This window comes from Paenibacillus ehimensis NBRC 15659, assembly GCF_004000785.1.
GTDB classification, from domain to species: domain Bacteria; phylum Bacillota; class Bacilli; order Paenibacillales; family NBRC-103111; genus Paenibacillus_G; species Paenibacillus_G ehimensis.
In genome coordinates this window covers 13,447-36,549 of the sequence record NZ_BILX01000016.1, presented here as the reverse complement: position 1 = coordinate 36,549, position 23,103 = coordinate 13,447, and the positions used below count along the sequence as shown (strand labels likewise).

Genomic DNA, 23,103 nt, shown 5'->3' with positions numbered 1-23,103 from the left:
TCCGGGGCTTTTGCCTTTTGTAGCAGACAGAAAAGGAGAGTCGGCGAAGGAATGTTAACGCTTGGATTTATACGTCACGGAACAACGGAATGGAATTTGGCGGGACGCATGCAGGGGCAGATGGACACTCCCTTGGCTGAAGTAGGCCGGGTACAGGCTGAATTGCTGGCAAAGCGTCTTTCGGGAGAGGCATGGGACGGCGTTATCGCCAGCGACCTGCTGCGGGCTAAAGAAACGGCTCTTACGATATCCCGCCTTACCGGAGCTCCGCTTCTTGGATTGGATGCCAGGCTGAGGGAGCGGTCGTTCGGGGAGTTGGAAGGGACCACGCTGCAGGAGCGTATTGACCGTTGGGGCGAGCAGTGGAGAGACTTGGATCTCGGCGTGGAGAGCGACGAGAAGCTGCTTGCGCGCTGGGCGTCCTTTCTTGTCGATGTGGATCGCGAGCATCGGGGCAAACGGATTCTGCTCGTCAGCCATGGCGGATACATCGCACCGGTGCTGGCACAGTTTATCGGAAGAAAGATTGAGGAGCATCTGAGCAATACGTCGCTCACGATCATGGAGCGGACGCCGGATGGCTGGCAGTGCCGTCTGCTGAACTGTACCGTCCATCTCGCGGAGCTTGGGCAAGGGGCATGACAGATGCATCATGTTGGCCGAAATGAAGCGGTGTTGCACGCATTTCTATTTTTAGAAGTGCTTGCAGCTCCGCTTTTTTATGTTGGGCGAAAATAAACTTTTGAGCGACCGCGTTTAAATCTAGAACATTTTCCCATAATGGGTACTAGGAAAGTTTTGGAGGGAAGTTCTGGAGGGACGAACGGATGAATTTAGCCGACATGTTAAGCTATGCCGACATTCACCAGTTGAGCCGCATCGCAGGGACGTACAACTGCGAGTGCAACGGGCATTCGAAGAACGAGCTGATTCAATCGATTTTGTCAACCGTAGGACGAAGGGACATTTTCGACCGTCAGATCGGGGCGTTGTCCACCCAGGATATCCGGTTTCTCAACTCGCTGCTGTTCGACCAGCGGGGATCGTTCAGTCTGGAGGAGCTGGTCGCCCGGGTGCAGCAGAGCCGGTTCGAGAAAGAGGAAACGGATGCGGCTTGGAATCCGCGCGATACGATTACCCGCTTCAAGCAGCTAGGCTGGCTGTTTAACGGCCATTCGCAGCAGACCAAATATTTGTTTCAAGTGCCTGCGGATTTGAAGCGCCGGTTTGTCACCGCCCTGACAAAGCGATTCGAGCAGCAGCTGGACGCTGTCGAAGAGCCCCCCGTCTACCGGGATGAGCAAAAGCTGATCCTGGACGATATCGCGAACTTCCTGCTCTTTCTTCGCGATCAGGAAGTGATGCTGACGAGCGACAACGCGATGTACAAAAGAAGTCTTCAGCAGGTGCTGGATCGGCTGGCCGTGCGGGAGGAACCGGTAGGGAAGACGGCCTGGCGTTTCGGCTACGGACGGATGTTCCGCGAATATCCGAACCGCTTCTCCTTCATCTACGACTATTGCTACTATAACGATCTTATCACCGAGCATCATCAGGTGCTTGCGCTGACGGAGCAAGGGCTGGCCCGGGTCAACGAAGGAGGGAAGGAAGACCCGGTTCAGGTGTACCGTTTCTGGTTAAGGCTTTATAAAGGCCCCGTTCCACATCTGCAATCGATTGCTCAGTGGCTGAATCGTCTGTGCAAAGGCTGGGTGACGTTCGATTCCGTGAAGCGGGTGCTCGGACCGCTGATCCGTCCCTTTTATTACGATACGCCCGACTCCATCCTGGAGCAGCGTATCGTCCAAATGATGATGCATCTGGGGCTGATCCGGATCGGAGAAGAAGAACGGCACGGCCGCGTCATTCAGGTGACGAAGCTCGGCAGCAGTATTATTGAAGGCACTTACGTGCCGGATGAAGAAAATATCGTGCTGCCATTTGACAACCGGTAATCCCCTTGCTACAATCACTCCATTTAAGCCGCCTGATCCGTCCTTCCGTTTAAGACCGGACGCTTGGGCTTTACAAAGGAGTGGCGATAACTATGCTTCACAGCTATAACGGCATCACCCCTACGGTTCATCCTTCCGCTTTTCTCGCACCTGGCGTGCAGATCATCGGCGACGTCGAAATCGGCGAGGGGGCAACGATCTGGTACAATGCGGTGCTCCGTGGCGACCTGGCCCCGATCCGAATCGGAAAAAGGAGCAACATACAAGACGGCTGCATCGGTCATGTCAACACAGACCAGCCGCTCATCGTCGAAGACGAGGTTTCTGTCGGACATGGTGCGATTATTCACGGGTGCCGCGTAGGCAAAGGCACATTAATCGGCATGGGGGCGATTGTACTTAACGGGGCCGTGATCGGTGAATATGCTTTAATAGGAGCGGGTTCTCTCGTGACCGAAAACAAAACGATCCCCTCGTTTACCTTGTCGCTCGGATCTCCGGCTAAAGTAGTGCGCGAGCTGAAGGAGCCGGACCTTGCACGAATGAAACGGACCATGGAAAGCTACTGCTTGAAGGGCGAGGAATATCGGAAAGAACGTACGTAAGGGATGCTGGAATGAATCGAAATAATCATGACCCGGTTTGGAGGTAGGTTCTCATGGGCAAAATGAATGTGACGAACGAAATGATGCTGAGTTTGTTTGCTGAAATGTTGCTTGATGAAGCACTGCGTAACTACAAAGAGCAGGTTCTATATAAAGAAATCGATCAAGCTCTGGCCAAGGGAGACGAACAATCCTTCATTGCCCTAACGACCGAACTCAATGCGCTGCGCTCTCTGGGGAAATGACGATTTCAAGGCACTCCGACTACAAACGTGTCATTTTTGCGAAAAGACATATGAAGCCGTTCATATGTCTTTTTTCTATGTTAAAGTAGAGAGCGGGAAAGAAGGTGATGTATATGAAATTCAGCGACATTCAAGAAACGCAGTGGGAGGAGCTACGCCCTTACCTTGACACGTGCCTGCTGCCGGTAACGGGACTTCGGGGAACGGAAGTGCCGTGGCAGGCGGCAAGCGAGCTCGAGCGGCTGCGCGACGCTCTTGATCTATTGGAGATCCCGTTTAAAGGCCGGACGGTTACCTATCCTGCAATTCACTTCGTTCCATCGGGCCCGGGAGAAGCGTTCCTTGGAGAAACCTGCGTCAGGCTTAAGGAAGCCGGATTCCGGTATGTGGTGATCGTGACCGCCAAATCGGAGGAGGAGCTAGTTTTAAACCCGGACGAGCTGAGTGGAAAAGCGGATCTTTTGCTTCGATTTACACCGGATGAGCTTCGCCGATCCGCCTCCGACGCGAAGAGACGGGCTGCCGAAGCGGTAACGGCTTTATGGAGCGGCAGGCAAACGCTGTGAAGCATGTATGATCTGTGGCAACAATGCAAATTCTATGCAAAGAGCCCTCATTTTCAGGGTGTTCCGGCAGTTGTGACAATTTCGTTAACAGTGTTATCAGCGGCCAGAATTACACGCCGGAATGGCCTGTCTGCATTCTTGACGCACCCAGAGACGTAAGCTATTATTAGTTATGTCCTAGTATCTGGTGTAAAGTTATGTCGAACGACTGATATATGTTGCAAAAGGGGGTAGAACGAGAATGAACGATCACTCGAATCAAGAGTCGCAGCATCACGGTGAGAAGCCGGTGGCGCGTCGTGAAATGTCCAGACGCCAGTTTCTTAACTACACCCTTGGCGGAGCGGGAGCTTTCATGGGCGCCGGGATGCTGGTTCCGATGATTCGGTTTGCGGTGGATCCGGTTCTTCAGCCTAAAGCTCAGGCTCAATGGGTTAAGGTTGTAGAAGAATCGAAGGTAACGAACGAGCCGAAATCCTTTAAATTTAAAATTCATCAAGTGGACGGCTGGTACGAAAGCGAACCGGAGCTTGAGGCGTGGATTTCCAAAGGGAAGGACGGCAAAGTCTTCGCGCTCAATCCGACGTGTAAGCACCTTGGCTGTACCGTCAACTGGAACGGCAGCCCGGAATTTAAGGATCAATATTACTGTCCTTGCCACGGCGCCCACTATACGGCGGACGGCAAAAACTTGGCCGTCGCACCGCTGCCGCTCGACGAATATGAAGTGAAGATCGAACAGGGCTTTGTGTATCTGGGTCAGCTCGGTCCGAACAAACGGGTGTAATAAGGAGGCGTAACATCAGATGTTTAAAAGTGTCTATAACTGGATTGATGAACGTCTGGATATCACGCCGATGTGGAGGGACGTAGCGGACCACGAGGTACCGGAGCACGTAAACCCGGCGCACCACTTCTCCGCATTCGTCTATTGCTTTGGCGGGTTGACATTCTTTATCACAGTTATACAAATCTTGTCCGGTATGTTCCTGACCATGTATTACGTGCCGGATATTATCAATGCCTATGCGAGCGTCGATTACCTGCAGCATAAAGTGGCTTTCGGCGTTATTGTCCGCGGCATGCATCACTGGGGAGCCAGCTTAGTTATCGTGATGATGTTCTTACATACGCTCCGCGTTTTCTTTACGGGTTCTTACAAGGCGCCCCGCGAGATGAACTGGGTAGTAGGTATGCTCATCTTCTTCGTCATGTTGGGACTCGGTTTGACGGGTTATCTGTTGCCTTGGGATAACAAAGCCTATTTCGCAACAAGCGTTACGCTGAAGATCGTCGAGTCGGCGCCGTTAATCGGTCCGTATGCCAAGACGCTTCTGCAGGGCGGCGAGATCGTAGGCGCTCAGACGCTGACCAGATTCTTTGCTCTGCACGTGTTCTTCCTGCCGGGAGCTTTGCTTGCCCTGCTCGCCGGACACTTCTTCATGATCCGCAAGCAAGGGATTTCCGGTCCGTTGTAAGAACCGGTGAGGCCTGCTGAGCCGGTATTCATGAGAAAATGAGAAGGAGGGGCGAATCGTGGCTCACGGTCATAAAACTGATGAAAAAATCGTTTACGTCGGGGATTCGCGCGTACGTGCCAAGTCGTCGCGGATGATTCCCCAAGATTATTCCGCTTATCCCGGAAAATCGGAAGTATTTATTCCGAACTTTCTATTAAAAGAATGGATGGTTGGCGTTGTCGTTCTGGTCGGGATTCTGACTTTGGTTATGTCCGAAGCGGCTCCGCTTGGTTATCCGGCTGATCCGACGAACACCCAATTCATCCCGATGCCGGACTGGTACTTCCTGTTTATGTACCAGCTGCTGAAATATCCGTACACTTCGAACCAGTTTGTGGTGCTCGGTACGGTCGGTGTTCCGGGTATCCTCTTCGGTGGCCTGTTGCTGGCGCCGTTCTTGGATACGGGGAAAGAAAGACGCTTTTATAAGCGTCCGATCGCTTCCTCTCTGATGTTCTTGAGCCTGATTGCCGTCACTTATCTGACGTATACGTCTTGGCATCACTATCAATTGGAACTGAAAGAGAAAAACGTAATTCCCGAGCATATCAAGCGGGAAGAGGAAATGCATGCGAACAAGGGGAAAGCTGGCGGAGAAGGCGGCGGCGGAGCCAAGAAACCGGCTCAGCAAGCCGCAGCGATCGTCGCGCCGGACGACCCGGCTGCAGCGATTTACCAAAAATCCACTTGTCTTGCATGCCACGGCGGCGACCTGAAAGGAATGCCTTCCGCCAAAATTCCAGCACTTCGCGGAGTCGGCGACAAGCATTCGAAGGATGAGATTCTCGGCATCATCAAGAAAGGCCAAGGCAGCATGCCGGCCCAATATGATGCGAACATCTCAAAAGGTTTGACGGAAGCTGACATCGACAAGCTGGCTGACTGGCTCGCCAAACAAAAAGCAAGCAAATAATCCAACCGAACCTGACCGTTAAGCGCGGTCAGGTTTTTTTAAGATCGAGGAAGCTAAGGATCGGCGGGGTTGAACACATAAGGAGCTGGAGGGAGCCGTTTTGCTGGGAAGGAGCTTGTCGTACTGGTTTTCGCGCGAATTTTTGAGCAGCCGGTTTATGCTGTGGAGTTTGTTTTGGATTAATCTGCTTGGGACGGTATACGGCTATATATGGTACGGCAATCAGTTGGTTTATACGGCCGTTGAAATATCGCCGCTTTATTTGCCATTTGTGCCGGATAGCCCTACCGCCAGTTTGTTTTTTACTTGGGCGGTAGCATATTGGCTTCTTGACCACTATCGATCGAAGGCCGGCACTTTGAGCCCAACCAAGAAAAGCGGCTGGAGATGCTTTGTTGAAGCGTTCGCTGTCGTAACTTCGTTTAAATATGGGATTTGGGCCGTTGCGATGATTTTTGCCGGGGCTTATCAGGGAGATATTCTTGTATGGCAGGATTGGATGCTGGTGTTCTCTCATCTTGGCATGGCGGCTGAAGCGATTCTATACTTCAGATTGTACCGTTATCGTTGGCTCTCCGTTATCCTGGTCGCTTGCTGGGTATTGTGGAACGATGCGATGGATTACGGGCAAGGGGTTTATCCATGGCTGCCGAAAGTGCTGGAGGACAATCTATCTGAAATTGCCACGTTTACTTTAGCATTGAGTGTATTTAGTGTCGCTTTAGCTCTTGCGCTGTGGTTCGTTAGAGAGCTTCGGCCGGCAAGAAACCCGTCCAAATAGTCGGTCTAATCGGCGCTTTCTCTCCATAGGATGAACTTAGGAGGGGATGTCCCAATGGCCGGAAAGGCTCGAAGATGGCGCAGGTTCGGGGTTTGGCTGGCCCTATCCGTCAGCTTAATGCTGGTTGCAACCGGGTGCGGAAAGGGAGAAAGCACAAAAGAAACGTCGGCGTACAGGCCCTCGGCGGAGCAGGTGCAGAAGACAGAGCTGCTGGGCAGAACGGCGGAGGAGCTGTACCAAAAAGCAAAGCAGGGAGACGTTCCCGGAAGTCTGATGGCGCTTCAGCAGCTAAGCGATCAAATACCGAAGATACGCTTTGAAGGTCTCACGTCAATCGAAGGAATGAACGCGCTCACCCGGGCCGTTACGGATGCGAAACGGGTGTTCAACGCGGTAAGCTTTAAACCGGATGAAGGACTGGTAGCAGCCGCTAAAATTCGTCTCGCTGCGGATGCGCTCACGCACCCTCATACGCCGCTATGGCTGCAGTATGACAAGCTGCTCTCCGACGATGTGAACCTGCTCGAAAAGGCCGCAACCGATAAAAATAGAGCCGAGGTTCGAAGAGGAGCGGCCTTGCTGGAGCAGCATATCGGCATCATCCGCCCGAGCTTGTTGATCAGCCGCAGCCCTACGGACGTCGAGAAGCTCGATTCGTTTGCAACTTTCATTAAGCTTCAGGCTCAAGGGGAAGGCGAGCTGTACCGCAACGTGCTTAATGCAGTGCCTCCGCTCCGCGGCTTGCTCGATAAACTGTTTCTCAAACGGGAGACGACTGCCTATCTGCCTTACCCCGAACCGCAGAACCCGATTCTATGGATTGTGACGCTTGGTTCCGTCATCCTGGCATCGCTCGGCTTTGCCGGCTGGCGGTTATCCAAGAAAAACGGCGGCCTTGTTCCGGTCCGCCGTCCTGATCAAGAAACGCCGGGAAGTTAAAATAAGATTTAATTTGGCTTAAAGCCTTCGCCCACAACGTCGTGAACCTCCGTAATAATGAGAAATGCGAGGGGATCGATAGAACGGACGAGGTCTTTAAGCCTTTTCATTTCGCTCCGGGCGACGACGCAGTAGACGACGTTTTTGGGCTGCTTGGAATAGGCTCCGACCGCGGGGAACAGGGTGGCTCCCCGGTCCAATTCCTTCGTAATCGCCGCGGAAACCTCATCGGCGTGATCGGTGATGATCATGAACGATTTGGCGGCATACGCCCCTTCGATCAGAATGTCAATCAGCTTCGAAGCGATGAAAACGGCGACAAAGGTATATAAGATTTTTTCCTTCGGGAGAAAAAAGAGCGAGGAGCCGATGACGACTACGTCCATAATCAAGATCACTTGCCCGATGCTCCAGCCCTTCAGTTTGTGGGCGACTCTTGCCAGGATGTCCGACCCTCCGGTCGTTCCGCCATACCGGAAAACGATACCGAGACCCAGACCAAGCGTAAAGCCGGCATAGGCCGTTGCCAGAAAAAAATCGTGCTCCGTCCGGAACGGAACCAACCACCCCATCTGAATGAGCCGCTCCATGACCCATAGAAAGAACGATACGGACAAGGTGCCCAGCACCGTATAGCCCATCGACGCCTTGCCCAAAATGCGCCATCCTAAGTAGAAAAGCGGGATGTTCAGACCTAAAGTCGTCAAGGACGGCGGCAACCCGAAAATATAAGAGAGCAGCAGGGCAACTCCGGTCACGCCGCCTTCCATCAATTCGTTGGAGATCACAAAATAATGAATTCCGAACGCATAGATCGCCGTTCCGAGGATAATGGGAACAATGTTTTTCAGATGTGCTTTTAAGCGGTCCGGCATAACTCCACCTCGATTCGAAAAGATGTTTATATTAACATTCTCTTAGGTTATCGCGTTGCCCTTTTTTTCATGATAAAGGATGTGAAAAAGTTTTAGGGAGCAAAAAAAATTTGTCATTCCCCCTCGTTTTGCGTTAACATGGTACTGATACGGTTGTGTCCGCACAATCGTTAGTCATCTTGATTATAAGGTGGGTGAACATCTCCCGGTATGTCCGAGAAAACGTTAAAGGACCTCCAAGGCGAGGTGCACGAATACATATCGCAGTTTAAGGAAGGGTACTTCAAACCGCTGACGATGCTGGCCCGGATGTCGGAAGAGGTAGGGGAGCTGGCGCGGGAAGTAAATCATCGTTACGGCGAGAAGCCGAAAAAGGCCACCGAGGAGGAGAACTCCATCGAGCTTGAGCTTGGCGACATCTTGTTTATTACCATCTGTTTTGCGAATTCGCTAGGCATCGATTTGACGGAAGCGCATGATAAGGTCATGCACAAATTCCGGACGCGCGACGCGGACCGTTGGACGAAAATAAACACCGACGCCTGATTCTTTTCATATACTGTACCATCACCTTGCACTTCTCATGTCGGCTTGGAAAAGTTTGCTTCCGGCTTGGCTGAGGAAGGAGATGATGCAGTTGAAGGGCGAAGAGGCCATCAAGAAAGCGTACGAATCGATATTGAATCACGACTTCGAACAGGCCATCGCCTGGTTCGAACATGCGATTGCGACGAATCCCGAATGCGCGGCGTATCATTATAAACTGTCCATTACGTACGCACGCAGCGGCAAGCTGGATAAAGCGGAGGCACATGCAAGCCAAGCGGTCCGGCTTGAGCCGGAGGATGAACATTACACGTTGCATCTGCAGCACCTTCAGGCGCGCCAACTGACGCTTCAAGCAGAGAAGCTGTTCGAGGAGTCGGACGAACGGCTATGGCTGGCGGTGTCGCTGCTGCAGCAGGCGGTGAAGCTCGATCCGCTTTCACAGGAAGCTTTTTTACTATTGGGTATCGCGTATTCCCGGCTTGGGGAGTTCGCTCCGGCCGTGCAGGCCGTTCAGGAATTGCTCAAGCTGGATCCGCAGCATTCCATCGGCCTGCGGCTGCTCGCGGACTACCGGAAAAAATGGAAGGAATATATGAGCGTTACCCTATAAGTGCCAATGATCGACACCTAAGCGGAAAGGACAATGAATCCATATGAAACCAATCATCAAAGTAGCGGTTGCCGGAGCGGGAGGCCGCATGGGGCGCGAGGTCGTCAAGCTGGTTTTGGGCGACCCGGAGCTGGAGCTGGCCGCTGCGGTTAACCGTTCCGCTGTAGGAACGGATGCAGGCAGACTGGTCGGCTTGGATGCTTGCGGAATTGCGGTTACGAACGATCTGGAGCTTGCTCTCGCGGAAACGAAACCCGATGTGCTGGTTGATTTTACGGCTCCGCATTCGGCGGTAGCCCATACCCGACTGGCTATTCAACATAAGGTCCGCCCCGTGATGGGGACGACCGGCTTTACGCCGGAGGATATCGCCGAACTGGACAAGCAGTGCAAGGAAGCGGGGATCGGCGGATTGATCGCCCCGAACTTCTCGATCGGTGCCATTCTGATGATGAAATTCGCCGCACAAGCTGCCAAATATTTTCCTCATCTGGAGATTATCGAATATCATGGCGATCAGAAGCTGGACGCGCCTTCGGGCACTTCCGTGAAGACGGCGGAGATGATCTCCGAAGCGCGTCAGGAGCTGCGTCAGGGCAATCCCGACGAAGTGGAGACGATCGAAGGCTCCCGCGGAGGGTATTATAACGGATTCCGGATCCATAGCGTTCGGCTGCCGGGCATCTTTGCCCAGCAGGAGGTCGTATTCGGCGCTTTCGGACAAACCTTGAAAATCCGTCACGACTCGTATGACCGGGCCGGCTATATGCCTGGCGTGAAGGTGGCCGTTCAGAAAGTCATGGAATATACCGGTATGATTTACGGCTTCGAACATTTTATCGATTAAAAACGAAAGAGGACATGGGGCCGGGCCGAAGAGGACCGCTCGAGTGTCCTCGTTTTATAGGAGTTTAGAGAGGAGCAGCCATCCTATGGCAATGAAAATCGCACTTATCGCACACGACCGCAAGAAAGAAGAAATGGTAAATTTTGTTACGGCTTACGAGAATGTGTTTCAAGATCATACGTTGTATGCGACCGGAACGACAGGCACGCGCATAATGGAAAATACGAACCTGCAGGTGAATCGCTTTATGTCCGGTCCGCTCGGAGGTGACCAGCAGATCGGAGCATTGGTGGCGACCAATGAAATTGATTTGATTATCTTTTTGCGCGATCCGCTCATGGCGCAGCCGCACGAGCCCGATATTATTGCTTTGCTTCGTCTGTGCGACGTTCAAGGAATTCCTTGCGCCACCAATATCGCGACCGCGGAAATTTTGGTCAAAGCGCTTGACCGGGGAGACTTCGCTTGGCGGGAGCTGGTACATAAATACAAGCCGGGGATCGATCAATGAGCGAGTCGCTTGATCTGCTTGTTTTCGGCGCTCACCCGGACGATGCGGAAATCGGTATGGGCGGTACCATTGCGAAGCATACGGCAGCCGGACTTAAGGTCGGCATTTGCGATTTGACCTTGGCGGAAATGTCGTCTAACGGCACCGTCGAAACGCGTCAACAAGAAGCCAAGGCGGCATCGGAGACGCTCGGTCTGACCGTTCGCACCAATCTGCAGCTGCCGGACCGCGGACTTTATCTGCTGCCGGAATATGTGGAGCGAATTGCCTTGGAGATCCGCACTTGGAAGCCGCGAATCGTATTCGCACCGTATTGGGAAGACCGGCATCCGGACCATATCGCCTGCAGCAAGCTGGTGCAGGAAGCGCTGTTCAATGCGAAGCTGAGACGGTACTTGCCGGACCATCCGGCGCATACGGTTGAGGAAAGCTATTTTTATTTCATCAACGATGTAATAGAGCCCGATGTGATGGTTGACGTGACCGGCCATTATGAGAGCAAGCGCTCGTCGCTGCTTGCGTACCGGAGCCAATTCGAATCTTCGGGTTCGGGTGCCGGGAACGACATCGTGCGCACCCCGCTGAATCAAGGCTATCTTGAGCGGGTGGAGGCCCGGGACTCTCTGCTTGGGCAAAAACGGGCGGTCCGTTATGCGGAAGGCTTCATCAGCAAGCTGCCTTACTTGACAGAACTGTTCTAAAAAGCGTGACCAATTCTAGGAGCAAAAGGAGGCGGCTCGAAAACAATGAACCGGTTAAAAATCGGAATTACATGCTATCCCACGTTAGGGGGTTCGGGCGTCGTCGCCACCGAGCTCGGCAAGCTGCTTGCGGAAAAAGGGCACGAGGTTCATTTTATTACGCACAGCATGCCGTTTCGACTTGGAAAGTTCGACCGCAACATCTTCTATCACGAAGTCGAAGTCAACGACTATTACGTCTTTAAATATCCGCCTTACGATTTGTCTTTGGCGAGCAAGCTTGCGCAAGTGGTCAAGCTGGAAGAGCTGGACCTGCTGCATGTTCATTACGCCATTCCGCACGCCGTCTGCGCCCTGCTGGCTAAACAGATGGTCGGTCCGGAGCTGAAAGTGGTAACGACACTGCATGGTACCGATATTACGGTTCTGGCGCAGGACGAGTCGCTTAGCGACCTGATCCGGTATGCGATCAACCAAAGCGATGCGGTGACCGCCGTATCCCAAGACTTGATCCAGGAAACGCGGCAGCTGCTTGGCATCGAGAAGCCGATCGATCTGGCTTACAATTTTGTGGACAAACGGGTGTATTATCCTCGTGAAGTGGCGTCGCTCCGCAAGGAGTTTGCACATCCCGACGAGAAGATTTTGATTCACATTTCCAACTTCCGTCCGGTCAAACGGGTGACGGATGTTGTGGAAATTTTCGACCGGGTCCGTAAGGAAGTGCCTTCCCGCCTCCTGTTTGTAGGCGAAGGTCCGGAGCTGTCCAAGGTGCTCTGCAAGGTAAAGGAGCTCGGGCTGTTGGATCGGGTCACGTTCTGCGGCAAGCAGGACGACGTCGCCCAGTTGCTGTCGTTAGCCGACCTCATGCTGCTTCCCTCCGAGAAGGAAAGCTTCGGCTTGGTTGCGCTGGAAGCGATGGCTTGCGGCGTGCCGACGATCGCTTCGAACGCCGGCGGCATTCCCGAGTTGATCACTCATGGGGAAACCGGTTACTTGGCGGACATCGGCGATGTGGAACAAATGGCGGCGTATGCCATCTCTCTGCTGAAGGACGAAAGCTTGTACAAAAAGACGGTAGACGCCTGTTTGTATCGCGCGCGCTATACGTTTTGCAACGATTTGATTACACGGCAGTATGAGGAGTTATATTATCGGGTGCTTGGGCGGCCGGTCCCGGAGTCGATTCGGGAGAATCCGCTCAATTGCGGATAAAGGAAGCGAGATTGCATACATGAGCGATGCTTTAAAGCAGGGAGCCATGCAGATCGTCCGGCGCTTGTGCGAAGCGGGCTTTGAGGCTTATTTGGTCGGCGGTTGCGTTCGGGATGAACAGCTCGGGCGACCCGTTAAGGATTACGATATCGCCACTTCCGCTCATCCCGAGCAGGTGCAGCGGCTCTTCGAGCGCACGGTCCCTACCGGATTGCAGCATGGGACGGTTACGGTCGTTGTGGGCAAGAAGCCCTACGAAGTGACTACGTTTCGCCGCGAAGGCGGATACGAGGCCTTCCGACGCCCGACCGAGGTGGAATATATCGACAGCTTGACCGAGGATTTGCAGCGGCGCGATTTTACAATGAATGCGATGGCTATCGACCAAAACGGCCGGCTGATCGATCCATTCGATGGCATGAGGGATTTGGAACGCGGCGTACTTCGCTGCGTCGGACAAGCGGAAGAGCGGTTCGGCGAAGATGCGCTGCGGATGATGCGGTGTCTCCGTTTTGCGTCGGAGTACGGGTTGATCGTGGAACAGGCGACCTGGGACGCTTTAAACTCCGGTATTTCGCTGCTGCGTCACATCGCCATGGAACGCATCCGGGCGGAGCTGGAGCGAATGCTCGGGGGGAGCGATCCGAACCGGGCTCTGGACTTGCTCACGGGAAGCAAGGCGCTGCGTCATGTGAAGCAGGAGCTGCTGCTGTCCGGGCTGGACAAGGAAACGGCGTGGCCGCCCCTCTCACGGTTAACCGAAATGGAGCATCGGCTTGCTTTCATCTACATTCGGCTAGGAGCCGTTCCGGCCGAAGTTGAAGAGGATATGATCAAGCTAACCTTTTCCAGACATCAGATGGAGACGGTCAAGCGAATCGTCGCCGCGCACACTGCGCTTTTATCCGGACTGGATAGAGCGACGGGATGGGCCGAAGAAGCATATTTGAGACGAATATGGATCTCGGCCGCGCTCACTTACGGCGTTCCTGCACTCCGTGCGCTAAGGGAGATTTACCTGCTGGAGAATCGCCCGATCCGGACTGAAGACATCAAGGTTGGCGAGGCAGCGGATGTATGGAAAAGACTGGGCTCCGTATGGCTGGAGCAGATGCCCGTTTCGGCTCTTGCAGAGCTCGCCGTCGGAGGGAAGGATCTTATGGGACACCTGGGCGTCAAAGGCGGTCCGTGGACAGGCCGGCTGCTGCACCGGTTGCTTGAAAGCGCCGCGCTCGCCGAACTACGTAACGACAAGGAAACGCTGCTTGCGGCGGCCCGCGAGCATTACGAAAACATGCAGGAGAACGATGAATGATGACGGATCGACTGATCGGACTGTTCGAGCAATCGGACGGCAAATTTTTGTCTGGCGAACAGCTGAGCGAGGAGCTTGGAGTCAGCCGGACGGCCGTTTGGAAGCAGATCGAGCGTTTGCGGCAGCAAGGTTACCGGTTCGAAGCGGTGTCGCGCAAAGGGTATCGGCTGTTGTCAAAGCCGGACAGGCTGGATATGAGCCGTCTGCAATTGAAGCTGGAGACGGAACGGTTCGGCCGGTTTGTGAAATATTACGGCCAAGTGGAGTCGACGCAAATCGTCGCGGCGCACTGTGTCGAGGAAGGTGCGGAGGAAGGCACGCTTATTCTTGCGGAGCAGCAGACGGCCGGAAAAGGCCGGATGGGGCGCACGTGGCATTCCCCGGTCGGAAAAGGCATCTGGATGAGCCTGATTCTGAAGCCGGTTTGGATTCCTTTGTTATTTACCCCTCAGCTGACATTGCTCGTTGCCGTCGCTTTGTGCCGGGCCATCCGCAGTACGACAGGTGTGGAAGCGGGGATCAAGTGGCCTAACGACCTGCTTGTCGGCGGCAAGAAGGTCGCCGGCATCTTGCTCGAATCGAGCGCCGAGGACGAACGGCTGCAGCACATTATCGCCGGAGTCGGCATCAGCGTGAACCTGCAGTCGGACGATTTTCCGCCAGAGCTTCGGGATGCGGCCACCTCGCTTGCCATCGAAGCAGGCTGCCAGGTGGACCGAATCGAGGTGCTTAGCCGATTTTTGCTGGAGTGGGAGCAGTTGTACGAGCTTTACCGGCGGGAGGGCTTTGCCCCCATCAAGCTGTTGTGGGAAGCGCTGACCGTTTCGCTTCACCGGAATATCCGCTGCCGAACGCCGCAAGGAGAGTTCGAGGGATTTGCCGAGGGGATCGATGAGCATGGTGCCCTGCAGCTTCGCACAGCGGATGGTTCGGTAAGGAAATTGTATTCCGCGGATATTAGTTTTGGGTGACACCGGATGAAAACTTTGGTATAATGTACGGTACGAAGACGGTATCCGTATGGAACTGTACTTCAATCGTATGTTTTTTGAACAACATCATAGCTTTACCCAAGCAATATGTCGGATTCTGCTCTGAGCCTAACCGGACCGAGACAGAAGGATCATATGAGAAGGACATGTGAACCTTTTAGCCTCCGTATGGGCTGAAAGGTTTTTTTGCTCTTTGCAACAATCCGGCCGATTATCGCAATACTATCAGGAGGAAGAACGGCAGAGGGAGAGACTCCCGAGCGTGCGGAACCCTGAACCATTCCAACCGGAAGGCAAGGTGTAAATCATGGAGATGCGTAAACCGATAACGACGGCCAAACTGAGGAAAATGAAAGAAGACGGAACTCCGATCAGCGTAATGACAGCCTATGATTACCCGACGGCTATGCTGGCGGAGGAAGCCGGTATCGATGTGATTCTTGTCGGGGATTCGCTTGGCAATGTCGTGCTCGGCTACGATTCGACGCTTCCCGTCACCCTGGACGATATGATCTACCATTCCCGTGCGGTTACGCGTGCGGTTCGAACCAGCTTTGTGGTGACGGATATGCCGTTCAATACGTATCACGGCAGCATCGATGCATCGCTGCGGAATGCCGGACGGATTATGCAGGAAGGGCTGGCCAAAGCGGTGAAAATGGAGGGCGGGGCGGAGATTGCGCCGACAGTCGAAGCGCTAGTGCAAGCCGGTATTCCTGTGATGGCCCATCTTGGCCTGACGCCCCAGTCGATTCATCAAATCGGAGGATATAAAATCCAGGGCAAGACGGCCGATCAAGCGCAAAAATTACTTGATGATGCCAAAGCCTTGGAGCAGGCCGGAGCTTTCTCCATCGTGCTGGAGCTGGTAACCGATCAGGTTGCCGCACATCTGACGAGCAAGCTGTCCATTCCGACGATCGGTATTGGCGCCGGCAGAGATTGCGACGGTCAGGTGCTCGTATTTCACGACGCGCTCGGCTACGGATCGGACATACATCCGAAGCGTTTTGTGAAGACTTACGGGAATGTCGGCGAGATGATCCGCAATGGGCTGCGCCAGTATGTGGACGACGTGAAGCAGCGCAGCTTCCCGGGTCCGGAGCATTCGTTTCGTATGGACGACGAAGTGGCGGAATCGTTGTACGGCGGCGGGAAACCGGTAGCTGCACATAGAGAATAAGAAACGGGGCTTCGATAACCGATGCAAATTGTTCATCAGATTGATTCGTTACGACAGATGATTAAAGCAAAACGGGCTGCCGATCCGGCCGTACGCATCGGCTTCGTGCCGACCATGGGCTTCCTGCACCGAGGCCACGCCTCGCTGCTCGAAGCCGCGCGCAAAGAGTGCGACGTGGTGATCCTGAGCATTTTCGTCAATCCGCTGCAGTTTGGGCCGAACGAGGATTTGGACCGGTATCCGCGGGACGAGGAGCGGGATATGGCCGTTGCGCGCGAAGCCGGGACGGATATCGTATTTTTTCCACAGGTGAGCGAGATGTACCCGAAACCGACCAGAACGATCGTCTCCGTCTCCGGTGTAACCGAGCGGCTGTGCGGGGCTTCCCGGCCGGGACATTTTGACGGCGTCGCCACGGTTGTTACCAAGCTGCTGAATATCGTTCAGCCTGACAATGCTTATTTCGGGATGAAGGACGCCCAGCAGGTAGCGGTCATCGAGCAGATGGTGTATGATCTGAACATCCCCGTCACCATCGTCCCATGTCCGATCGTCCGGGAAGAAGACGGACTTGCGATGAGCTCGCGCAACGTGTATTTGAGCGAGGAAGAGAGAAGACAGGCGCTTGTCCTTTCCGCGGCTCTGGAAGAGGCGGAATCGCTTCTCACGGCTCGTAAAGAAACGATCTCTCCGGAAGAGCTGAGGCAAACGGTCGTTCGGCGTATTCAATCCGCGCCGTTGGCCGATATCGATTATGTGGAGCTGCTTTCTTATCCGGATTTGGTTGCATTGGAAAACTGGAGCAGGGAAGAGCGGGTTATTGTCGCGGTGGCCGTCCGGTTCGGATCGACTCGCCTGATCGATAATCGGATACTTCGCGCTCCTGCAGCTTCATTGAGCCACTCGTAACCCGACAGCTGAGGGCTAGTCCCGAGAGCGCAAAAACGTAGGAGGCGTCAGCCATGTTTCGTACCATGTTAAAATCGAAAATTCACCGTGCAACCGTAACGGAAGCCAATTTAAACTATGTTGGAAGCATTACGATCGATCAGGATTTGCTGGATTTGGTCGATATGCTCCCAAACGAGAAAGTTCAAATCGTCAATAATAACAACGGCGCCAGATTCGAGACGTATATTATTCCCGGACCGCGGGGCTCGGGCGTCGTCTGCTTGAACGGTGCGGCGGCAAGAATGGTCCATCCCGGAGATATTGTCATTATTTTATCGTATGTCATGTTATCGGACGAAGAAGCCCGCAAGCACACGCCGAGCATTGCCATTATGGGCGAGAACAATCAAGTCGTAGGCGTGCTGAAGGAAGAAATTCATTCCACGGTCCTTTAAACGAGAATGAAACGGGACGGGTAGACGCACAATGTAGATACGATCACAGCGGGCGCCACAGCTGCGGCGATGAAAGGTTAAAGCTGCTGTGGGAAAAGAAGCAAAGGTGGGATACGGCCGATGTTTAAACATCTTTTTGCTTCCATGAACGAAATGCTGGATGAAGTCATATTGCAATACCCGTCCTCCCAAGGCACCGCACGCAGAGAGCTGCAGGAAAAGCTGCGGGCCCTTAAGGCAATGAGCGATGCCTGCATCGAAGAATGGCTGCAGTTCGAAGAGAAATGGAGCAAGTTGATGAGTGTCGCCGGCATATCGTTGAACGGTACGGGAGCCGATCCGCTCGATCCCGAATTTTCAGGCAAACGGACCGATTTGTTTATCCGGGGACAAGGATATTACAAGCTCCATATGTTCGACCGGGCGATCGCCGAATTCGACGAATTGATCCGGCTCCAGCCCGATTTCAATTTGGCACGGATTTATTTGGCCATGTCTTACTTGCGCAAAGGGGAAGCCGGGGAAAGCTATCTGCATTTTCAATTTTTGTCCCGATTGACTGAAAACATGCAGCTCAAAGCGATCTCCTTTAATGCCATGGGTTGTATCCAAGCGCAGCTGCACAATATGGACAAAGCGTGTGAATTGTTCAACATGGCATATCGGACCGACCCGTCCAGCGTTCAGCCCTTGCTCGATTTGGGCGTTTGCTGTGAGAAAAAGGGCGGACTCCAGTTTGTGTTCGACATGTCGCGGCCTTCAGATTAACCCGAATGTTCGTTCCTGTTTTTTTGTAAAAAGGGTAAGTTTGCTATTCCCTTTTTCCCGCAGTATTGGTATGCTTATGAGAAGAGTGGGAATGAAGGGATTGACACGACTCCGATGAAATTTGCAGTTTTGGATTTTGAAACGACGGGGAGCACGGCGACGGATCGCATTATCCAAGTCGGGCTCTTTCTTATAAACGACCACGAAATGACCGACAGGTATACTTCTCTCGTAAATCCGGGCATAAGTATACCTTCTTCAATTACAACGCTTACCGGAATCGACGACGAGATGGTAAAGGATGCTCCCCCCATGGAAGAGGTTATTGCCCACATGGTTCCTCTTCTCCAAGACGCGGTTTTGGTCGGCCATAATATTGCCTTTGACTTGTCTTTTCTGCAGCGTGCGCTGGACGATAACGGTTACTTTCCGTTCGACGGACGTGTACTGGATACGATGGACGCGCTTCGCGTTTTGTTTCCCGGCTTGTCCAGCCTGCAGCTATCCATGGTTTGCCATGCCTTCGGTATCGAACACGAACGGCCGCATCAAGCGGATAGTGATGCAGAGGTCACCGCGCTGATCTGGCTCCGATGCATGGAGCGGTTTCAGTCGCTTCCGCTGCTTACTTTGCAAAGGCTGGAAATGGTATTTGCCGATTCGGCGGGAGACTTCGGCTGGTTTGTAAGCGAAATGCGACAGTATAAAGAGCTGCACCAACCGCTTGATCCGGATATGGATCGTTATTTTCGGCAATTTGCCTTGAATGTAGGAGAATGGGGAGATGAAGAACCGGTGCGGGAGGAGGAAGATATCCTGCGGCTGCCGGACGATTTTCCTTCATTCTACGATCAGTTGAAGCAAGAGCTCCGGCAGCGGTTTGCCGCTTACGAGGACAGGGAGTCGCAGGTGCAAATGCTCAGTGAGGTGGAGACGGCTTTCGAAGACGGTAAGCACCTGATGATTGAAGCGGGCACGGGCACGGGGAAGTCGCTCGGCTACCTGATTCCTTCGCTGTATTACGGGCTCAAGCAGGAGAAGAAAGTGCTGGTCAGCACGCATACCATCAATCTGCAAGAACAGCTCAGAGAACGGGATGTGCCGCTGCTGCACGAGTTGTTCCCGGTAGGCTTCCGGGCGGCCGTTCTGAAGGGACGGAGCCATTATTTATGCCTGCGCAAATTTGAGCATAAAATGAATACGCTCGATTTCGAGCATGGTAAAGAAGACCGGATTACGGCCGGGCAGATGCTTGTCTGGCTGGGAGAAACGAAGCATGGGGATGAAGAAGAGCTTCATTTCGCCAATAAAGGAAAACAGTTTTGGCAATCGGTGGAAAGCGACACGGATTCTTGTTTGAACCGCGCGTGCCCATGGTTTAAAAAATGCTTCTATCACCGCGCCCGTCATGAGGCGAACACCGCAGACGTCATCATTACCAACCACTCGCTGCTGTTCACCGATATGAAAGCGGAAAACCGGCTGCTGCCGGGCTACAAGCATTTGGTTATTGACGAAGCTCATCACTTCGAGGAAGTGGCCGGCAAGCATCTCGGGATCGAGCTGCACTATCATGGATTGTCCAACACGCTCCTCTGGCTCTATAAAGATGCGCGCTCAGGACAACTGTCCAGCTTGCGGATTCGGCTGCAGCGGTTCGAAGACGAGCGGACTCAAGGCTGGTGCGCGGCGATTGACCGGGTTGTCGAGAAGCTTCTGCAATTGAAGGAAGAATGGGATGAGCTGACAGAGCTGTTGTACCAGCTCCTGGCGTCGCGCAGCGACCCTTCCCAATCGGAAGGGAACGGACTTGTATATCGGATCAAGAAAGACGCGTTGCCTACAGGGTGGGATAAGCTGGAAGTGCTCGAAGAGAACATGCAGCTTAACTTCGGGGAAGCTCTTAAACCGCTCGACAAGCTGATCTCGGAGATCAAAGAAGTGCAGGACGAATACGATGTCCAAAGCTTAATTACGGACCTCACCGGGACCGTCAAGGAGCTGTACCGGCACAGGGATTCGCTTCATTTCTTCATGACGATGCCGGATGCCAACTACGTCTATTGGCTTGAAGCCGGGACCTACAGCAGAAACCGGTCGGTCCAGCTGTTTTGTGTGCCGATTGACGTCAGCGAGATGCTAAAGCAGCATTTCTTCGGTCCGAAGGATAGTGTTATCCTGACTTCGGCGACGTTATCCGTCGGCAAATCGTTCGATTATACGTGTGACCAACTGGGCTTGAGAGAAGACGGGGCGGACGGCAAACTGAAAACCGTTCAGCTTCCCTCGCCGTTTAATTACCGCGAGCAGGCGCTTGTGGCCATTCCAAGAGATTTTCCTACGCTTCGGGGAGCCAGCGGCGAGAAGGAGTTCATGGACCGGCTCGTGCCGTCGCTGGCCGAGGTAGCGCTGGAAACGCGAGGCCGCATGCTGGTATTGTTTACGTCCAATCGGATGCTGAAGCTGGTTCATGGCGCGTTGAAAGAGATGCTGAGCCCATTCGGTATCGGCGTGCTCGGTCAGGGCGTGGACAGCAGCAACCGGAGCAAATTGACAAGGCTGTTTCAGAATAGTCCGAACTGCGTTCTGTTGGGTACAAGCAGTTTCTGGGAAGGGGTGGATATTCCTGGAAATGCGCTGAGCTGTCTGGCGATCGTAAGGCTGCCGTTTCAACCTCCGAACCATCCGTTGATCGAAGCAAAGACCGAGATGATCAAGCAGCGAAACCAGAACCCGTTCATGAAGCTGTCGGTACCGCAAGCGGTGATCAGGTTCAAGCAAGGCTTCGGCAGGCTGGTGCGCACGGCTACGGATAAAGGCATCGTCATCATATACGATACCCGGGTTATCGACACGAATTACGGCAAATATTTCTTGTATTCGCTGCCGGGCCCAAAAATCGAGCATATGAATTCGAACCAGCTCGTACCAAGAATAAAGCAGTGGATGGGTGAGAACCAAGCATGAAGACGATGAAAATTTCCGAGGCAGTCGTGCGCCGGCTTCCGGTGTACCTCCGTTTCTTGAACGAACTCAGCAAGAAAAACGTGCAGACGGTGTCCTCTCAGGATCTCGGGCAGAAGCTGGACTTGAATCCGGCGCAAATCCGTAAAGATCTGGCTTATTTCGGGGAATTCGGCAAAAAGGGAATCGGCTACGACGTCGACTATTTGATCGAGAAAATCCGTCAAATTTTAAAGCTAGATAAAATCATTCCCGTAGCGTTGGTGGGAGCGGGAAATTTGGGCCGCGCCTTATGCAATTATAATGCGTACCTGAAAGACAACATGAAAATCGTAGCCGTCTTCGATTCGCACGAATCGAAGATCGGGGATACGATCAACAACTTGAAGGTCAAGTCTACGGGCGAAATGAAGGCAACCATCCAAGAGCTAAAGGTCCGCATCGGGATTATTACCGTTCCTGCGGCAGAGGCGCAGCAGGTGGCCAATCAGTTTGTGGAGGCCGGTATCGAGGCGATTCTAAATTTTGCTCCGATCATTATTAAAGTGCCAAGCGAAGTACGGGTGCATCATGCCGATTTTACGACGGAGCTGCAGAGCTTGGCTTATTATTTGGATTAACGAAAAAGGATAGAGCCTGACAGAACGTTGTTCTGGAGCTCTATCCTTTTTTTGCCGTTTCGCTTAGGCCTGTCCGTTCTTACCCAACAAGAGCGAACAGAATTTTATAAATGACAAAGGCAAGAATCATACTGATCGGAATTGTGATCACCCACGTCATGACCATGCGGGTAACCGTCCCCCATTTCACATCGTGAAACCGCATCACGGAGCCCGTTCCGATAATGGAAGACGAGATGACATGCGTTGTCGAGAGCGGCATGCCGAGATGCGTAGAGGTCTGAATCACGATAGACGAGTTCAAATCCGAGGCGAAGCCGTTAATCGGTTCGATTTTTAGCAGCTTTTTGCTCATCGTCTTGATAATTCTCCAGCCGCCGATCGAGGTTCCAAGTCCCATGGCGGTCGCGGCCGCCATTTTCACCCATAACGGCACATCCAAATTATTCTGGTACCCTAGTGCGACAAGACCGAAGACGATGATCCCCATCGCTTTCTGTGCATCGTTACCTCCGTGGGAGAAAGAAAGCAGGCCTGCAGAGAGCACCTGAAAGCTCTTGAATGTGCGATTCATCTTCGAACGGGATTGATTGCCGCTAACCAGGATAAGCTTGCGGATGATCCACATGATGACGAAGCCTGTGGCAAAGGCGACAATTGGCGACAGGACAAGAATCAGAACGATTTCTTTAAATCCGGACCAGTTGAGCGCCCCGACTCCCGCCCCTGCAATAACCGCTCCGGCAAGAGAACCGATCAGCGTATGGGAAGAAGACGAAGGAATACCGTAGTACCAGGTCAACAAGTTCCAGATAATGGCGGACAACAACGCAGCGATCACGATATATACGCCGTTGTCGATCGTAGCAGGATTGGCGACTTTGCCTCCGACCGTCTTGGCCACCTCCGAGGAAAAGATCGCGCCGACGAAGTTCAGTATGGCGGCGAAAAATACGGCAAAGCGCGGCGATAACGCCCGGGTTGAAATCGATGTAGCGATGGCGTTGGCCGTATCGTGGAAACCGTTAATAAAGTCGAAGAGGAGCGCCAGAGCTACGATGATGATGAGAATGGTTAACATAG

The 23,103-nt window shown here is 53.3% G+C and carries 26 protein-coding genes; 24 read left to right on the top strand and 2 right to left on the bottom strand.

All coding sequences use genetic code 11. The features are described 5' to 3' along the window. Positions 1 to 51 precede the first annotated feature (51 nt). From PEH01S_RS11820 to PEH01S_RS11775, 10 genes are all read left to right on the top strand, one after another. On the top strand, positions 52 to 642 hold the full coding sequence (locus PEH01S_RS11820; RefSeq protein ID WP_025846332.1) for a histidine phosphatase family protein: 591 nt from the start codon (positions 52 to 54) through the stop codon (positions 640 to 642). A gap of 185 nt (positions 643 to 827) precedes the next feature. Continuing rightward, complete coding sequence (locus PEH01S_RS11815; protein ID WP_025846331.1) at positions 828 to 1,955, top strand: hypothetical protein; 1,128 nt, start codon at positions 828 to 830, stop codon at positions 1,953 to 1,955. 92 nt (positions 1,956 to 2,047) lie between these two features. Continuing rightward, positions 2,048 to 2,560 (top strand): gamma carbonic anhydrase family protein, encoded by a 513-nt coding sequence (locus PEH01S_RS11810; RefSeq protein WP_025846330.1) that lies wholly within the window; start codon positions 2,048 to 2,050, stop codon positions 2,558 to 2,560. A 53-nt stretch (positions 2,561 to 2,613) separates the two neighbouring features. After that, complete coding sequence (locus tag PEH01S_RS11805; protein WP_025846329.1) at positions 2,614 to 2,805, top strand: IDEAL domain-containing protein; 192 nt, start codon at positions 2,614 to 2,616, stop codon at positions 2,803 to 2,805. 113 nt (positions 2,806 to 2,918) lie between these two features. After that, positions 2,919 to 3,371 carry a DUF2487 family protein gene (locus PEH01S_RS11800; RefSeq protein ID WP_025846328.1) on the top strand — a complete coding sequence of 151 codons (453 nt, stop codon included), beginning with the start codon at positions 2,919 to 2,921 and terminating at the stop codon, positions 3,369 to 3,371. A gap of 241 nt (positions 3,372 to 3,612) precedes the next feature. Beyond that, positions 3,613 to 4,158, top strand: coding sequence for a ubiquinol-cytochrome c reductase iron-sulfur subunit (locus PEH01S_RS11795; protein WP_025846326.1), 546 nt, complete (start codon positions 3,613 to 3,615; stop codon positions 4,156 to 4,158). Between the two features lie 19 nt (positions 4,159 to 4,177). Then, positions 4,178 to 4,849 carry a menaquinol-cytochrome c reductase cytochrome b subunit gene (gene qcrB / locus PEH01S_RS11790; RefSeq protein ID WP_025846325.1) on the top strand — a complete coding sequence of 224 codons (672 nt, stop codon included), beginning with the start codon at positions 4,178 to 4,180 and terminating at the stop codon, positions 4,847 to 4,849. Between the two features lie 58 nt (positions 4,850 to 4,907). Further along, a complete protein-coding gene (locus PEH01S_RS11785) occupies positions 4,908 to 5,804 on the top strand; it encodes a c-type cytochrome (protein ID WP_025846324.1) in 897 nt (298 codons plus the stop codon). Positions 5,805 to 5,961: 157 nt separating this feature from the next. Further along, a complete protein-coding gene (locus PEH01S_RS11780; protein WP_051570209.1) occupies positions 5,962 to 6,585 on the top strand; it encodes a DUF1405 domain-containing protein in 624 nt (207 codons plus the stop codon). Between the two features lie 54 nt (positions 6,586 to 6,639). Then, positions 6,640 to 7,524 carry a sporulation protein YpjB gene (locus PEH01S_RS11775; RefSeq protein ID WP_025846322.1) on the top strand — a complete coding sequence of 295 codons (885 nt, stop codon included), beginning with the start codon at positions 6,640 to 6,642 and terminating at the stop codon, positions 7,522 to 7,524. 8 nt (positions 7,525 to 7,532) lie between these two features. Here PEH01S_RS11775 and PEH01S_RS11770 read toward each other — a convergent pair whose 3' ends face one another. Further along, on the bottom strand, positions 7,533 to 8,399 hold the full coding sequence (locus PEH01S_RS11770) for a YitT family protein (RefSeq protein ID WP_025846320.1): 867 nt from the start codon (positions 8,397 to 8,399) through the stop codon (positions 7,533 to 7,535). Between the two features lie 210 nt (positions 8,400 to 8,609). Between PEH01S_RS11770 and PEH01S_RS11765 the strand changes: the two genes are divergently transcribed. The 14 genes from PEH01S_RS11765 (at position 8,610) to PEH01S_RS11700 (ending at position 22,020) form a co-directional block, all read left to right on the top strand. Next, complete coding sequence (locus PEH01S_RS11765; protein WP_010501017.1) at positions 8,610 to 8,945, top strand: nucleotide pyrophosphohydrolase; 336 nt, start codon at positions 8,610 to 8,612, stop codon at positions 8,943 to 8,945. A 91-nt stretch (positions 8,946 to 9,036) separates the two neighbouring features. Further along, entirely contained in the window at positions 9,037 to 9,558 is a 522-nt protein-coding gene (locus tag PEH01S_RS11760) for a tetratricopeptide repeat protein (protein WP_025846318.1), read from the top strand. Between the two features lie 43 nt (positions 9,559 to 9,601). Next, positions 9,602 to 10,405 carry a 4-hydroxy-tetrahydrodipicolinate reductase gene (dapB, locus tag PEH01S_RS11755; protein WP_127485607.1) on the top strand — a complete coding sequence of 268 codons (804 nt, stop codon included), beginning with the start codon at positions 9,602 to 9,604 and terminating at the stop codon, positions 10,403 to 10,405. A gap of 91 nt (positions 10,406 to 10,496) precedes the next feature. Next, positions 10,497 to 10,916 (top strand): methylglyoxal synthase, encoded by a 420-nt coding sequence (mgsA, locus tag PEH01S_RS11750; RefSeq protein WP_010501023.1) that lies wholly within the window; start codon positions 10,497 to 10,499, stop codon positions 10,914 to 10,916. Next, positions 10,913 to 11,617 (top strand): bacillithiol biosynthesis deacetylase BshB1, encoded by a 705-nt coding sequence (gene bshB1 / locus PEH01S_RS11745; RefSeq protein ID WP_127485605.1) that lies wholly within the window; start codon positions 10,913 to 10,915, stop codon positions 11,615 to 11,617. The genes mgsA and bshB1 overlap by 4 nt, the downstream gene beginning before the upstream one ends. Before the next feature lie 45 nt (positions 11,618 to 11,662). Continuing rightward, complete coding sequence (gene bshA / locus PEH01S_RS11740; RefSeq protein WP_127485603.1) at positions 11,663 to 12,832, top strand: N-acetyl-alpha-D-glucosaminyl L-malate synthase BshA; 1,170 nt, start codon at positions 11,663 to 11,665, stop codon at positions 12,830 to 12,832. Between the two features lie 19 nt (positions 12,833 to 12,851). Continuing rightward, the gene (locus PEH01S_RS11735; protein ID WP_127485601.1) at positions 12,852 to 14,147 is read left to right on the top strand and encodes a CCA tRNA nucleotidyltransferase; all 1,296 of its coding nucleotides are present in this window, start codon (positions 12,852 to 12,854) and stop codon (positions 14,145 to 14,147) included. Continuing rightward, entirely contained in the window at positions 14,144 to 15,118 is a 975-nt protein-coding gene (locus PEH01S_RS11730) for a biotin--[acetyl-CoA-carboxylase] ligase (protein WP_174807127.1), read from the top strand. The genes PEH01S_RS11735 and PEH01S_RS11730 overlap by 4 nt, the downstream gene beginning before the upstream one ends. Before the next feature lie 328 nt (positions 15,119 to 15,446). Then, positions 15,447 to 16,322, top strand: coding sequence for a 3-methyl-2-oxobutanoate hydroxymethyltransferase (panB, locus tag PEH01S_RS11725; protein ID WP_025846308.1), 876 nt, complete (start codon positions 15,447 to 15,449; stop codon positions 16,320 to 16,322). Positions 16,323 to 16,343: 21 nt separating this feature from the next. Then, positions 16,344 to 17,231: a pantoate--beta-alanine ligase gene (gene panC / locus PEH01S_RS11720; protein WP_127485599.1), complete on the top strand. Its 888-nt coding sequence runs from the start codon at positions 16,344 to 16,346 to the stop codon at positions 17,229 to 17,231. 53 nt (positions 17,232 to 17,284) lie between these two features. Next, the gene (gene panD / locus PEH01S_RS11715) at positions 17,285 to 17,668 is read left to right on the top strand and encodes an aspartate 1-decarboxylase (RefSeq protein WP_010501035.1); all 384 of its coding nucleotides are present in this window, start codon (positions 17,285 to 17,287) and stop codon (positions 17,666 to 17,668) included. Between the two features lie 120 nt (positions 17,669 to 17,788). After that, positions 17,789 to 18,436, top strand: a complete 648-nt coding sequence (locus PEH01S_RS11710; RefSeq protein ID WP_127485596.1) for a tetratricopeptide repeat protein — start codon at positions 17,789 to 17,791, stop codon at positions 18,434 to 18,436. A 114-nt stretch (positions 18,437 to 18,550) separates the two neighbouring features. Next, complete coding sequence (dinG, locus tag PEH01S_RS11705) at positions 18,551 to 21,403, top strand: ATP-dependent DNA helicase DinG (RefSeq protein ID WP_127485594.1); 2,853 nt, start codon at positions 18,551 to 18,553, stop codon at positions 21,401 to 21,403. Next, on the top strand, positions 21,400 to 22,020 hold the full coding sequence (locus PEH01S_RS11700) for a redox-sensing transcriptional repressor Rex (RefSeq protein WP_025846302.1): 621 nt from the start codon (positions 21,400 to 21,402) through the stop codon (positions 22,018 to 22,020). The genes dinG and PEH01S_RS11700 overlap by 4 nt, the downstream gene beginning before the upstream one ends. Positions 22,021 to 22,099: 79 nt before the next feature. Here PEH01S_RS11700 and PEH01S_RS11695 read toward each other — a convergent pair whose 3' ends face one another. Beyond that, positions 22,100 to 23,101, bottom strand: a complete 1,002-nt coding sequence (locus PEH01S_RS11695; protein ID WP_025846301.1) for an inorganic phosphate transporter — start codon at positions 23,099 to 23,101, stop codon at positions 22,100 to 22,102. Between the last annotated feature and the right edge of the window lie 2 nt (positions 23,102 to 23,103).

What these genes read in the sequence shown, in the direction of transcription:
- PEH01S_RS11820 (WP_025846332.1), top strand. Translation starts at nt 52, where the DNA reads ATGTTAACGCTTGGATTTATACGTCACGGAACAACGGAATGGAATTTG.
- PEH01S_RS11815 (WP_025846331.1), top strand. Translation starts at nt 828, where the DNA reads ATGAATTTAGCCGACATGTTAAGCTATGCCGACATTCACCAGTTGAGC.
- PEH01S_RS11810 (WP_025846330.1), top strand. Translation starts at nt 2,048, where the DNA reads ATGCTTCACAGCTATAACGGCATCACCCCTACGGTTCATCCTTCCGCT.
- PEH01S_RS11805 (WP_025846329.1), top strand. Translation starts at nt 2,614, where the DNA reads ATGGGCAAAATGAATGTGACGAACGAAATGATGCTGAGTTTGTTTGCT.
- PEH01S_RS11800 (WP_025846328.1), top strand. Translation starts at nt 2,919, where the DNA reads ATGAAATTCAGCGACATTCAAGAAACGCAGTGGGAGGAGCTACGCCCT.
- PEH01S_RS11795 (WP_025846326.1), top strand. Translation starts at nt 3,613, where the DNA reads ATGAACGATCACTCGAATCAAGAGTCGCAGCATCACGGTGAGAAGCCG.
- qcrB (WP_025846325.1), top strand. Translation starts at nt 4,178, where the DNA reads ATGTTTAAAAGTGTCTATAACTGGATTGATGAACGTCTGGATATCACG.
- PEH01S_RS11780 (WP_051570209.1), top strand. Translation starts at nt 5,962, where the DNA reads ATGCTGTGGAGTTTGTTTTGGATTAATCTGCTTGGGACGGTATACGGC.
- PEH01S_RS11775 (WP_025846322.1), top strand. Translation starts at nt 6,640, where the DNA reads ATGGCCGGAAAGGCTCGAAGATGGCGCAGGTTCGGGGTTTGGCTGGCC.
- PEH01S_RS11770 (WP_025846320.1), bottom strand. Translation starts at nt 8,399, where the DNA reads ATGCCGGACCGCTTAAAAGCACATCTGAAAAACATTGTTCCCATTATC.
- PEH01S_RS11765 (WP_010501017.1), top strand. Translation starts at nt 8,610, where the DNA reads ATGTCCGAGAAAACGTTAAAGGACCTCCAAGGCGAGGTGCACGAATAC.
- dapB (WP_127485607.1), top strand. Translation starts at nt 9,602, where the DNA reads ATGAAACCAATCATCAAAGTAGCGGTTGCCGGAGCGGGAGGCCGCATG.
- mgsA (WP_010501023.1), top strand. Translation starts at nt 10,497, where the DNA reads ATGAAAATCGCACTTATCGCACACGACCGCAAGAAAGAAGAAATGGTA.
- bshB1 (WP_127485605.1), top strand. Translation starts at nt 10,913, where the DNA reads ATGAGCGAGTCGCTTGATCTGCTTGTTTTCGGCGCTCACCCGGACGAT.
- bshA (WP_127485603.1), top strand. Translation starts at nt 11,663, where the DNA reads ATGAACCGGTTAAAAATCGGAATTACATGCTATCCCACGTTAGGGGGT.
- PEH01S_RS11735 (WP_127485601.1), top strand. Translation starts at nt 12,852, where the DNA reads ATGAGCGATGCTTTAAAGCAGGGAGCCATGCAGATCGTCCGGCGCTTG.
- PEH01S_RS11730 (WP_174807127.1), top strand. Translation starts at nt 14,144, where the DNA reads ATGATGACGGATCGACTGATCGGACTGTTCGAGCAATCGGACGGCAAA.
- panB (WP_025846308.1), top strand. Translation starts at nt 15,447, where the DNA reads ATGGAGATGCGTAAACCGATAACGACGGCCAAACTGAGGAAAATGAAA.
- panC (WP_127485599.1), top strand. Translation starts at nt 16,344, where the DNA reads ATGCAAATTGTTCATCAGATTGATTCGTTACGACAGATGATTAAAGCA.
- panD (WP_010501035.1), top strand. Translation starts at nt 17,285, where the DNA reads ATGTTTCGTACCATGTTAAAATCGAAAATTCACCGTGCAACCGTAACG.
- PEH01S_RS11710 (WP_127485596.1), top strand. Translation starts at nt 17,789, where the DNA reads ATGTTTAAACATCTTTTTGCTTCCATGAACGAAATGCTGGATGAAGTC.
- dinG (WP_127485594.1), top strand. Translation starts at nt 18,551, where the DNA reads ATGAAATTTGCAGTTTTGGATTTTGAAACGACGGGGAGCACGGCGACG.
- PEH01S_RS11700 (WP_025846302.1), top strand. Translation starts at nt 21,400, where the DNA reads ATGAAGACGATGAAAATTTCCGAGGCAGTCGTGCGCCGGCTTCCGGTG.
- PEH01S_RS11695 (WP_025846301.1), bottom strand. Translation starts at nt 23,101, where the DNA reads ATGTTAACCATTCTCATCATCATCGTAGCTCTGGCGCTCCTCTTCGAC.